Origin of the sequence: Mycobacterium gastri, from assembly GCF_002102175.1 — a bacterium.
Lineage (GTDB): Bacteria > Actinomycetota > Actinomycetes > Mycobacteriales > Mycobacteriaceae > Mycobacterium > Mycobacterium gastri.
The window spans coordinates 82,387-94,047 of record NZ_LQOX01000131.1; the positions used below are offsets into that span (position 1 = coordinate 82,387).

The following is an 11,661-nucleotide window of genomic DNA, read 5'->3' on the forward strand; positions in this document are numbered from 1 at the left end:
GGTAATCACGTATGCCGCAGGGAAATCCGACTTACATCCCCGATGACGGTCTGACCACCAGGGCCCGGCGCAACCTGCCAGTGCTGGCGGTGCATACCGGTGACGGCAAGGGAAAATCGACGGCAGCCTTCGGAATGGCGCTGCGCGCATGGAACGTCGGGCTCGACGTTGCGGTATTCCAGTTCGTCAAGAGTGCCAAATGGAAGGTCGGCGAAGAAGCCGCGTTCCGTCAGCTCGGTCGGCTGCACGACGAACAAGGGATCGGTGGAGCCGTCGAATGGCACAAGATGGGCGCGGGCTGGTCATGGACCCGCAAATCACGCGAGGCCGGCAGCGACGTCGATCACGCCGCAGCGGCGGCGGACGGTTGGGCCGAGATCGCGCGGCGGCTGGCGGCGCAACGCCACCAGTTTTACGTGCTGGACGAGTTCACTTACCCGCTGAAGTGGGGTTGGGTTGACGTCGACGACGTGGTGGAGGTGTTGTTCGCACGGCCCGGCCACCAACATGTCGTGATCACCGGACGTGACGCACCGCGCCGATTGACCGAGGCAGCCGATTTGGTGACCGAGATGACCAAGGTCAAACACCCGATGGACGTGGGCCGTAAGGGCCAGCAGGGCATCGAGTGGTGAGGCCGTGACCTCGACACCGGCCCTGGTCATCGCCGCACCCGCGTCGGGCAGCGGAAAGACCACCGTCGCAACGGGTTTGATGGGAGCTTTGCGCCGAGCCGGTCACCGCGTCGCGCCCTTCAAGGTCGGTCCCGACTTCATCGACCCCGGTTACCACACCCTCGCCTCAGGGCGGGTGGGCCGCAACCTGGACCCGGTATTGGTGGGGGAGCAGCTAATCGGCCCGCTCTACGCGCACGGCACCGTCGGCGCCGACATTGCAGTGGTCGAAGGTGTGATGGGCCTGTTCGACGGGCGCATCGGCGATGCGGGAAGCGGCCCCGCGGCAGGGTCCACAGCACACGTCGCAGGCTTGCTCGGGGCGCCGGTGGTCCTGGTGGTCGACGCACGGGGCCAGAGCCACAGCATTGCCGCGCTGTTGCACGGCTTCACCACCTTCGACTCGACAACCCGGATTGCCGGCGTCATCCTCAACCGGGTCGGGACCGCCAGGCATGAGCATGTGCTGCGACAGGCGTGCGAGCAGGCCGGTGTCCCCGTATTGGGCGCCATCCCCCGAGCCGCTGAATTGGAGCTTCCGGCAAGGTATCTGGGTCTCGTCACCGCCGTCGAGTACGGTCGCCGGGCCCGGCTGGCAGTCGAGGCGATGACCGGATTGGTCGCTCGGCATGTCGATCTGACCGCAGTGGTCGCGGCCGCCGCAAGCCGCGTCGGCGCGCCGCCGTGGGACCCGGTGACGGCCGTCGGCGGGCGTATGGGCGGTCGCCCGACCGTCGCGATGGCGGCGGGCAAGGCCTTCAGCTTCGCCTACGCCGAACATGCCGAGCTGTTGCGGGCCGTCGGGGCCGATGTCGTCGAGTTCGATCCGCTCAGCGAAGCACTGCCGGAAGGGACGAACGCCGTGCTGTTGCCGGGTGGGTTCCCGGAGCAGTTCGCGGCGGAGCTCTCCGCCAATGAGTTAGTCCGCCGCCAGCTCCAACACTTGACGGTCGCGGGCGCCCCGGTGCATGCCGAATGCGGCGGGCTGATCTACCTGGTGTCCGAATTCGACGGATACCCGATGTGCGGCGTGCTGGCCGGCTCGGCACGCTTTACCCAGCACCTCACACTGGGATACCGCGACGCCGTCGCGGTCGCCGAGTCGCCGCTGTATTCGGTCGGCCGGCGGGTTGCCGGGCACGAATTCCACCGCACCACCGTCACGTTCACCGACAGCTACCAGCCGGCGTGGGTGTATCGGAGTCCGGGGCTTGGCGACCGCGCCGTGCGAGACGGCGTCGTGCATGGCGGTGTGCACGCGTCCTACCTGCATACGCATCCGGCTGCGACGCCGGAAGCGGTAGCTCGCTTCGTCGCACATGCCGTCGCCCGGCCGTAGCGGCCCGCGAATGTAACGTCAGGGCGAAAAATCTTGGCGGCGCGGATTCGCCGTGGCGTTACATTCGCGGCTTGGCAAAATCCGCTGCGCCCGGCTCCGCCGAGCTGGCGATCACCACGGTGTTCGGCGGTGGTGATCCGCTGCGCCCGGCTCCGCCGAGCTGGCGACCACCACTAAGCTTGGCGGGTGACCGAGAGCCCTTACCTCGTCGGATTGCGACTGGCCGGCAAGAAGGTGGTCGTGGTCGGCGGGGGCAGTGTCGCCCAACGCCGTCTACCCCTTCTCATCTCGAGCGGCGCAGACGTGCACGTGATCTCCCGTAGCGCCACCCGCGCCGTCGAGGCGATGGACGGCATCACTTTGTCGCTGCGTGAATACCGCGACGGCGACTTGGAGGGGGCCTGGTACGCGTTAGCGGCCACCGACGACGCACAGGTGAATGCGACCGTCGTCGCCGAGGCCGATCGCCGGCAGATCTTCTGCGTCCGCGCCGACAGCGCCGTCGAAGGTAGTGCGGTCACCCCGGCGACATTCAGCTATGCGGGGTTGGCGGTGGGTGTGTTGGCCGGCGGCGAGCATCGCCGTTCGGCTGCCATCCGGTCGGCCATCCGTGAGGCGTTGCAGCGGGGCGTCATCACCCTGGAAAGCCCCGAATGCTCCGACGTGGTCCGCGGTGGGGTAGCGCTGGTCGGTGGTGGCCCCGGCGATCCAGAACTGATCACTGTCCGTGGCAGGCGCCTGCTGGCCCAGGCCGACGTCGTGATCGCAGACCGCCTGGCACCACCGGAATTGCTCGCCGAGCTTCCACCGCATGTGGAAGTCATCGATGCCGCCAAGATCCCGTACGGCCGGGCCATGGCCCAGGACGCAATCCACGCCGCCATGATCGAACAGGCCAAATCAGGCAAGTTCGTGGTCCGCCTCAAAGGCGGCGACCCGTTCGTGTTCGCCCGGGGCTATGAAGAGGTACTGGCATGCGCCGAAGCCGGCATTCCGGTGACCGTGGTCCCAGGTGTGACCAGTGCCATAGCAGTTCCTGCTTCCGCGGGCGTTCCCGTCACGCATCGGGCCACAAATCACGAGTTTGTGGTGGTCAGCGGCCATCTCCCGCCCGGTCACCCCGAATCGTTAGTGAATTGGAATGCTTTGGCAGCATTGTCCGGCACCATTGTTTTGCTGATGGCGGTGGAACGCATCGAACTTTTCGTCGACGCGCTGCTGAAAGGCGGCCGACCTGCGGAAACACCGGTGTTGGTGGTTCAGCACGGAACGACGCCGGCTCAGCACACGTTGCGGGCTACCCTCGCCGACACGCCGGAAAAGGTCCGCGCAGAGGGGATCCGACCTCCCGCGATCGTCGTGATCGGGGCTGTTGCAGGCTTCGGTGGCGTCCGGGGTTTAAACAATTCTTAAGATTACTGTAAGGTAACCCGTTATGACGGCTCTCAACGACACAGAGCGGGCTGCCCACAATTGGACGTCCGGACGGCAGGAGCGTCCGGCGGCGGCTCGCCCCGCGCCTTCGGCGGAGACCGCTTTACAACGCGTCAGCAGGTATTACCCGGCGTGGCTGCCCTCCCGTCGCTTCATCGCCGCGGTCATCGCCATCGGCGGGATGCAGCTCTTGGCGACAATGGACAGCACCGTCGCCATCGTCGCGCTTCCTAAGATCCAGAACGAGCTCAGCCTGTCCGACGCCGGCCGTAGCTGGGTGATCACCGCTTACGTGCTGACGTTCGGCGGTCTGATGCTGCTTGGTGGGCGTCTTGGTGACACCATCGGCCGCAAACGGACCTTTATCGTCGGCGTCGCGCTGTTCACCATCTCTTCGGTGCTGTGCGCGGTCGCCTGGGACGAGGCCACGATGGTCATCGCGCGACTGTCTCAGGGTGTGGGGTCGGCCATCGCCTCACCGACCGGTCTGGCGCTGGTGGCGACCACGTTCCCGAAGGGACCGGCGCGTAACGCCGCCACGGCGGTGTTCGCGGCGATGACGGCGATCGGTTCGGTGATGGGCCTGGTGGTCGGCGGAGCGCTGACCGAGGTTTCGTGGCGGCTGGCGTTCCTGGTGAATGTGCCGATCGGCCTGGTGATGATCTACCTGGCCCGCACCGCACTGCGGGAAACCAACCGTGAGCGGATGAAGCTCGACGCGGCCGGCGCCATGCTGGCCACGCTGGCCTGCACCGCTGCGGTCTTCGCCTTCTCGATGGGGCCGGAAAAGGGCTGGATCTCGGTGACCACCATCGGTTCGGGTGCGGTAGCTCTGGCTGCCGCCCTCGCGTTCATCGTGGTGGAACGCACCGCCGAAAACCCCGTCGTGCCGTTCCACCTGTTCCGCGACCGCAACCGGCTGGTCACCTTTATTGCGATCTTCCTGGCCGGCGGTGTCATGTTCACGCTGACGGTGTGCATCGGCCTGTACGTGCAGGACATTCTGGGCTACAGCGCGCTGCGCGCCGGTGTCGGCTTTATCCCGTTCGTCATCGCGATGGGTATCGGCCTGGGCATTTCCTCGCAGCTGGTGTCGCGGTTTTCGCCCCGGGTGCTGACGATCGCCGGGGGATATCTGCTAGTTCTGGCCATGCTGTACGGCTGGTTGTTCATGCACCGTGGCGTGGCGTACTTCCCCAACCTGGTAGTGCCCATCGTCGTGGGTGGGGTCGGTATCGGCATGGCGGTCGTACCGCTGACCCTGTCGGCGATCGCCGGCGTTGGTTTCGACCAGATCGGCCCGGTGTCGGCGATGACGCTCATGCTGCAGAGCCTCGGCGGGCCGCTGGTGCTGGCCGTCGTCCAGGCCGTGATCACCTCGCGCACGCTGTACCTCGGTGGTACCACCGGCCCGGTGAAGTTCATGAACGACGCACAGCTGGCCGCGCTCGACCATGGCTACACCTATGGTCTGCTGTGGATCGCCGGAGCGGCCGTCATCGTCGGCGGGGCTGCGGTATTGATCGGCTACACCCCGGCGCAGGTCGCCCACGCGCAGGAGGTCAAGGAAGCCATCGACGCCGGAGAACTCTGACCCTCCGGCGTCAGCGCAGCGGCCACAAGAGCTGACGCAGATAGCCGTCGGGTGGTCATCGTCGATGCCGTACTCGGCGGGCCAGCGGTCGACGGGTAGGTACAGCGTGCCGAACAGGGCATCGACGATAGGGAATTCGGCAGCGTAGTTCGAGTTGTACGCCTGGGGCTGGCGTGCGTGGTGCCAGTGGTGGAATCGCGGGGTGGCAATCAGCCATCGCAGTGGTCCGCACGTCAGTCGTAGGTTGGCGTGGATAAAGATGTCCTGCAATGTCAGCAGGATGACGATCGCGCCCAGGCCGACACGACCGAAGCCCAGCGCATACAACGGCACCACCGCGGCCGATCGGATGGCTATCTGGTCGAGGGGATGCATGTGTCCGGCGGCGAGCCGGTCCATCTCACGGACACTGTGGTGCACGCGATGGAATCGCCACAGCACGGGAACCTCATGCATGGCGCGATGCCCTGCGTAGCCGCCCACCGCGGTAATCGCAAGGGCCGCAACGATTTGCACCCAGCCCGGAGTCGCGGCAACGTTGCCGCGAAAGGCTGCCGGTACCAGGGCCTGCAGCGCGGTGCCGACCACCGCCACGGCGCCGACGAGACCGACCGTGTGCGCGGCCCCATTGACCAGATAGTGCACCACATCGGTGTGCCATCCCCGGCGCAGCACGTGGAGCGGGCGAAGCGCCAACATCCGCTCAAGCGGGATGAAGATCATTGCCAAAACCACCAGTTTGGCCGCCATTTCGCTGCGCACGCTCAGTGCGACCAGCACCAGCGTCGAGGTGACCAGCACCATGGCAATGCCGCCGGGACTAACCCCTCCTGATCCACCGGCCGTAGCGGGCTCGACCGACGCGGAAGTGGCGGTGCTCGCGACGAGGGCCGGGCGGTCGGCTACGGCTACTGGCCGTCCGAGCCTGGCCAGCCTGCCCCACCCAACCAGGACGCCGGCCGACACGATGACAGCGGGCACTCCGAGGATCGGTCGTACGGTGGCGACCGCTATCGCCGTGACGAGAATCGCCGCCTGAAGAGCCAGACCGGTCACCTTCAGCACTCGCGCACCCTGCAGCAGGCGGATCGCGTGCCGGCCGACCACGGCCGCCGCTGTGACGAGCACAATCGCAAGTACCGTCGTACCGCGGTCAAGGCGCTCATGCCCGCCTTTGGCGACGAAAGCCGCAGCGCCGACAAGCCCAACCAGCTCGGCCAAGTACGAGATGCCCAGAGCCGCCACTACGGGTCCGTCCCGATACTCGGGTTCAGCCCTGGTCAGCGCCGTGCTCATGCGCGACAAAGTATCTCTTGCAGCTGTGGAATATCTGAACATCAGGCTGGCGGGACGTTCAGGGCCGAGTCGCCCGTCCCGTCGATCCGTCGTGACGTCGAGTCGAGTGTGCATCGACGGCTTCGAGTGCGCGCACCGGGCGGCCAAGCGGCCCTCAGGGCCGCCCTGAGCTCACAGTCAAAGCCGTCACCACACACTCGCCGGGTCCCATCGCTTGACCCACTCAGCAGGCCGTGCCGGCCTGCATCGGCGCCCGGCTGGGCTTGATGGCCGGGCTTCTCAGCAGGCCGTGCCGGCCTGCATCGGCGCCCGGCTAGGCTTGCCGCCTGTGATCACCCGGATGTCCCAGCTGTTTCTGCGCACCCTGCGTGACGACCCCGCCGACGCCGAAGTGCCCAGCCACAAACTGCTGATCAGAGCCGGATACGTCCGGCCCGTCGCGCCGGGACTCTACAGCTGGCTGCCGCTGGGGCTGCGGGTACTGCGCAACATCGAGCGGGTGGTCCGCGAAGAGATGAACGCCATCGGCGGGCAAGAGATCTTGTTTCCCGCGCTGCTGCCGCGAGCGCCCTACGAGACCACGAACCGGTGGACCGAATACGGCGACAGTGTTTTCCGGCTGCAGGACCGCCGCGGCAATGACTACTTGCTCGGGCCGACACACGAGGAGCTTTTCACCCTGACCGTGAAGGGCGAATACAACTCCTACAAAGACTTTCCGCTGGTCCTGTATCAAATTCAGAACAAATACCGCGACGAAGCCCGCCCGCGCGCCGGCATCCTGCGGGTCCGGGAATTTGTGATGAAGGACTCCTACTCCTTCGACATCGACAGCGCCGGCCTGAAGGCTGCCTACCACGCACACCGGGAGGCCTACCAGCGCATTTTCGAACGTCTAAGGGTGCGCTACGTCATCGTCTCGGCGGTCTCCGGCGCCATGGGCGGCAGCGCATCTGAAGAGTTCCTGGCCGAAAGCCCGGTCGGTGAGGACACCTTCGTACGGTGCCCGGAGTCGGGTTATGCCGCCAACGTCGAAGCCGTCATCACCGCGCGCCCGGAGACCCGACCGATCGATGGACAACCCGAAGCGGTGGTCCACGACACCGGTGACACCCCGACCATCGCCACGCTGGTCGCCTGGGCCAACCAGGCCGACCTGGGCCGCACGGTGACCGCCGCGGACACCCTGAAGAACGTCCTGGTCAAAGTCCGCCAGCCCGGCAAGGACTGGGAATTGCTGGCCATCGGGATTCCCGGCGACCGGGAGGTCGACGACAAGAGGTTGAGCGCGGCCCTGGAACCGGCCGACTACGCCTTGCTCGACGACGACGACTTCGCCGGATACCCGTTCCTGGTCAAGGGCTATATTGGCCCAAAGGCTTTGCGCGCCAACAATGTTCGTTACCTGGTCGACCCGCGCGTGGTCGACGGCAGCAGCTGGATCACCGGGGCGGACGAACCAGGCCGGCATGTCGTCGGCCTGGTTGCGGGTCGTGATTTCACCGCCGACGGCACCATCGAGGCTGCCGAAGTGCGCGAAGGCGATTCCTCTCCGGACGGTGCCGGCTCCCTGGTCGTGGCGCGCGGCATTGAGATCGGCCACATCTTCCAGCTCGGCCAGAAATACACCGACGCCTTCAGCGCCGACGTGCTCGGCGAAGACGGCAAGCCGGTACGGCTGACCATGGGCTCCTATGGCATCGGGGTGTCGCGGCTGGTCGCGGTCGTCGCCGAACAGCACCACGACGAGCTGGGTTTGCGCTGGCCACCGTCGATCGCGCCGTTCGACGTTCACCTGGTGATCGCCAACAAGGACGCGGAGGCGCGCAGCGGAGCTGTCGCGCTGGCCGCCGAACTGGATCAACTCGGCGTCGAGGTGCTGCTCGACGACCGTCAGGCCTCGCCCGGCGTCAAGTTCAAGGACGCCGAACTGCTGGGAATGCCCTGGATAGTCGTGGTGGGGCGCGGCTGGGCGGATGGCGTGGTCGAATTGCGGGACCGATTCAGCGGTCAGACCCGTGAGCTAGCCGTCGGCGCCTCACTGGCCACCGATATCGCGGCAGCCATCAGCGGTTAGCTATTCGTTGCCGCCCGGGAACGAGGTGGTGATCGGCCAGGCGCCCAGCACCTTGTTCCACCGGGCGGCCATCACCGCGCTCTGGGTCAAAGCCGTCGACGCGAACGCCCGGTCATCGGCAGTCTCGGCATGCTCGACGACGGCACGCCACGCCGTCGCGCCGTCGTTCTCCATCCGCGCGGCCAGCCGAGCCGCATCGGCTGGGCTGCCCACGTCACTGGGCAGCTGGTAGCCGGCGGCGGCTGCCGGCGCGGTGACCTTGCGGGCGGCCAGCATCGCAATGACGTCGTCACGACGTTGGCGATGTTGGTTCAACGCCTCCACCACCAAGTCGTTGACGCTGGGCGGCGACAGCGCCGACACAATGCCATACCCGTAGATGGTCGCGTGCTCGACGGCGAGGGCGTCGCTCAGCGCCGCGGTATCGGCATCTTTGCCGGCGGGCGACCACTTGGGGCTGGCCCCGAAGCTGGGTTCCGACGAGGTCATATCGAGGGTCCCCCGGGCATCAGCGCAACCGTGTAGGACGCGGTGCAGGAGGCCGCGATGGAGGCGAGCAGCCCCGCGCGGTAGCCCGATACCGAAGCGACCAGGCGATTGGCATCCTCAGCCGACTTGCGCAGCGAATCCACCACGTCGGACACCGGCGGTGGCGGTGGCGGGGGTTCGGTGCCCGTGGGGCTGGGGCTGGCGCTCGAGCTACTCGTTTCGCTGGTGGCGGATACCAGCTTGCCCGCGGCTCGGGCGATCTCGGTGGCCAGGGCCCGGGCATGCGCGCCGCGTTGGCTGGCCACCACCGTCAGCGCGGCAGCGACCTGCGGTGGATTGCCGATCGCCGCCGCGGCGGCAGACGCCAGCGCGCTGTCGCGTCGGGCCTGCTCCAAGGGCGCCAGGAGCTCATCGACCGCGGGAGGTTTCGGGGTGGACTCGCCGCAGGCGGACACGACCACCCCGAGTGCAGCGAGAGCGGCACCGCCGGCGAGCACACCCCGCCTGTTGACGACGGGTACTGCTCTGGGCACAGCAACATCCTGCCATCACCGGCGAGTTGGGCACGACAAGGGATGATCACGATCCGGGGAGGTGAAACCTCGACGACCTGATCACCGCGGCATTGGCGATTCCTGGCGTATCGTTGGTAGCTGGTTCCCTGTGGATCGCCGATGATTGCGCGCCGGCGGGCCGACGGGAGCCGCGCTGGCAGCGAAATCCGCCAGATGACCGGACAACTCAAGATGAGGAGCTCGCCGTGACCACCGGGCTACCTTCGCAGACACAGGTGATCGAACTACTCGGTGGAATCTTTGCGTGCGCCGGCTATGAGATCGAAGACGTGGTCATCGACACCCGCGCCCACCCACCGCGGATCACGGTGGTCGCCGACGGCGACACCGCACTCGACCTGGACACCATCGCCGCCCTGTCGCGCTCCGCTTCGGGTCTGCTGGACGGTCTGGACACCATCCGCGACAGCTACGTCCTCGAAGTCAGCTCGCCCGGCGTCGAACGCCCGCTGACCAGCGAAAAGCACTTCCGCCGCGCCCGCGGTCGCAAGGTCGAACTCACATTGTCCGACGGATCCCGGCTTACCGGCCGGGTCGGAGAGCTGACCGGCGACACCATGGCGCTGGTGGTCCGGCAGGGCCAGGACTGGGCGGTGCGCCAGATTCCACTGGCGGACGTCCTGAAAGCTGTTGTCCAAGTAGAGTTTTCACCGCCGGCCCGAGCCGAGCTCGAGTTGGCGACGGCGGGTGGGGCCGCTGGTACGGAGGCCGAATCATGAACATCGACATGGCCGCGCTGCATGCGATCGAGCTCGACCGGGGCATCTCGGTCAACGAATTGCTCGAAACCATCAAATCCGCGCTGCTCAGCGCCTATCGGCACACCCAGGGTCACCAGACCGACGCTCGCATTGAGATCGACCGTAAGAGCGGCGTCGTCCGGGTGATCGCCCGTGAGCTGGATGATGAGGGAAACCTCATCAGCGAATGGGATGACACCCCGGAGGGTTTTGGCCGCATCGCGGCAACGACGGCTCGTCAGGTGATGTTGCAGCGATTCCGCGACGCCGAGAACGAGCGGACATACGGCGAGTTCTCGACCCGGGAGGGTGAGATCGTCGCGGGCGTGATCCAGCGCGACAGCAGGGCCAACGCCCGCGGTCTGGTGGTCGTCCGGATGGGAAGCGAGACCAAGGCCTCCGAGGGTGTGATCCCCGCCGCCGAACAAGTCCCCGGCGAGAGTTACGAACACGGCAACCGGCTGCGTTGCTACGTGGTTGGTGTGAGCCGTGGTGCCCGCGAACCGCTGATCACGTTGTCGCGCACGCACCCGAACCTGGTGCGCAAGCTGTTCTCGCTGGAAGTTCCCGAGATAGCCGACGGGTCGGTGGAGATTGTTGCGGTGGCGCGGGAGGCCGGTCATCGGTCCAAGATCGCGGTGCGGTCGAACGTCCCGGGGCTCAACGCCAAAGGCGCCTGCATCGGCCCGATGGGTCAGCGGGTGCGCAACGTGATGAGCGAACTGTCCGGCGAGAAGATCGACATCATCGACTACGACGAGGATCCCGCGCGTTTCGTGGCCAACGCGTTGTCGCCCGCGAAGGTGGTGTCGGTGTCGGTGATCGACCAGAATGCCCGGGCCGCCCGCGTGGTGGTGCCCGATTTCCAGTTGTCGCTGGCCATTGGTAAGGAGGGGCAGAATGCGCGGCTGGCCGCTCGGCTCACCGGATGGCGCATCGACATCCGCGGCGATTCACCGGCGCACCCGGCGGGTCATCCTGAGCAGGGCGCCAGCCGCGGAATGGCACACGACCGCTAGCGGTCGGCGTCAGAACCATAACGCCATCCCCGGGTGGTTCTGGCGGCCGGTTCGGTGACGCTAGACTGAGCCGTGATCCAGCGCGAGCCTTCGGTGGCGGCGCACAGATGCTCCGACAGTCCCTGTGGACCGGTGCGGACGTGCGTCGGGTGCCGGAAGCGAGAGTTGGCCGTCGAACTGCTTCGAGTGGTGGCTGAGTCGACCGGGAACGGCAACTACGCCGTGATCGTTGACTCAAACAGAAGGCTGCCGGGGCGGGGTGCATGGCTGCATCCCGAACCACGGTGCCTACAACAAGCAATTCGGCGGAGGGCTTTCACCAGAGCGCTGCGCATCACCGGTTCACCGGATACCTCAGCGGTGGTCGAACACATCGGTGGGTTTCCCACTGAGCAACAGAACAGGCAGCAACGAACATGAGCAC

Annotated in this window: 10 protein-coding genes and 1 pseudogene; 8 read left to right on the plus strand and 3 right to left on the minus strand. The window is 66.6% G+C overall.

Translation table 11 applies throughout. From position 1 onward, the window contains the following. The first annotated feature begins 11 nt into the window (after window positions 1-11). The 4 genes from cobO (at window position 12) to AWC07_RS21740 (ending at window position 5,041) form a co-directional block, all read left to right on the plus strand. Window positions 12-635 carry a cob(I)yrinic acid a,c-diamide adenosyltransferase gene (gene cobO / locus AWC07_RS21725; RefSeq protein ID WP_036409890.1) on the plus strand — a complete coding sequence of 208 codons (624 nt, stop codon included), beginning with the start codon at window positions 12-14 and terminating at the stop codon, window positions 633-635. 4 nt (window positions 636-639) lie between these two features. Then, the gene (locus AWC07_RS21730) at window positions 640-2,013 is read left to right on the plus strand and encodes a cobyrinic acid a,c-diamide synthase CobB (RefSeq protein ID WP_036409889.1); all 1,374 of its coding nucleotides are present in this window, start codon (window positions 640-642) and stop codon (window positions 2,011-2,013) included. Between the two features lie 186 nt (window positions 2,014-2,199). Further along, window positions 2,200-3,426 (plus strand): uroporphyrinogen-III C-methyltransferase, encoded by a 1,227-nt coding sequence (gene cobA / locus AWC07_RS21735; RefSeq protein WP_036409886.1) that lies wholly within the window; start codon window positions 2,200-2,202, stop codon window positions 3,424-3,426. A gap of 22 nt (window positions 3,427-3,448) precedes the next feature. Continuing rightward, window positions 3,449-5,041 carry an MFS transporter gene (locus tag AWC07_RS21740; RefSeq protein WP_085105227.1) on the plus strand — a complete coding sequence of 531 codons (1,593 nt, stop codon included), beginning with the start codon at window positions 3,449-3,451 and terminating at the stop codon, window positions 5,039-5,041. A gap of 117 nt (window positions 5,042-5,158) precedes the next feature. Here the strand turns inward: AWC07_RS21740 and AWC07_RS29895 are convergent. Continuing rightward, a pseudogene (locus AWC07_RS29895) lies at window positions 5,159-6,451 on the minus strand (sterol desaturase family protein); the annotation flags it as partial. Between the two features lie 214 nt (window positions 6,452-6,665). Here AWC07_RS29895 and AWC07_RS21750 point away from each other — a divergent pair. After that, complete coding sequence (locus AWC07_RS21750; RefSeq protein WP_036411577.1) at window positions 6,666-8,414, plus strand: proline--tRNA ligase; 1,749 nt, start codon at window positions 6,666-6,668, stop codon at window positions 8,412-8,414. Here AWC07_RS21750 and AWC07_RS21755 read toward each other — a convergent pair whose 3' ends face one another. Together AWC07_RS21755 and AWC07_RS21760 are read right to left on the minus strand one after the other, a co-directional pair. Beyond that, the gene (locus AWC07_RS21755; RefSeq protein WP_036411578.1) at window positions 8,415-8,903 is read right to left on the minus strand and encodes a ferritin-like domain-containing protein; all 489 of its coding nucleotides are present in this window, start codon (window positions 8,901-8,903) and stop codon (window positions 8,415-8,417) included. It abuts the gene before it with no gap. After that, complete coding sequence (locus AWC07_RS21760) at window positions 8,900-9,436, minus strand: hypothetical protein (protein ID WP_036411580.1); 537 nt, start codon at window positions 9,434-9,436, stop codon at window positions 8,900-8,902. Before AWC07_RS21760 ends, AWC07_RS21755 begins: the two co-directional genes overlap by 4 nt. A 227-nt stretch (window positions 9,437-9,663) precedes the next feature. Between AWC07_RS21760 and rimP the strand changes: the two genes are divergently transcribed. The 3 genes from rimP to AWC07_RS29900 all read left to right on the plus strand — a co-directional run bounded on the left by rimP (window position 9,664) and on the right by AWC07_RS29900 (window position 11,657). Further along, complete coding sequence (gene rimP, locus AWC07_RS21765; RefSeq protein ID WP_036411581.1) at window positions 9,664-10,197, plus strand: ribosome maturation factor RimP; 534 nt, start codon at window positions 9,664-9,666, stop codon at window positions 10,195-10,197. After that, window positions 10,194-11,237, plus strand: a complete 1,044-nt coding sequence (gene nusA, locus AWC07_RS21770) for a transcription termination factor NusA (RefSeq protein ID WP_036411582.1) — start codon at window positions 10,194-10,196, stop codon at window positions 11,235-11,237. Before rimP ends, nusA begins: the two co-directional genes overlap by 4 nt. 189 nt (window positions 11,238-11,426) lie before the next feature. Beyond that, window positions 11,427-11,657, plus strand: coding sequence for a YlxR family protein (locus AWC07_RS29900; protein WP_425271268.1), 231 nt, complete (start codon window positions 11,427-11,429; stop codon window positions 11,655-11,657). Window positions 11,658-11,661: the final 4 nt, after the last annotated feature.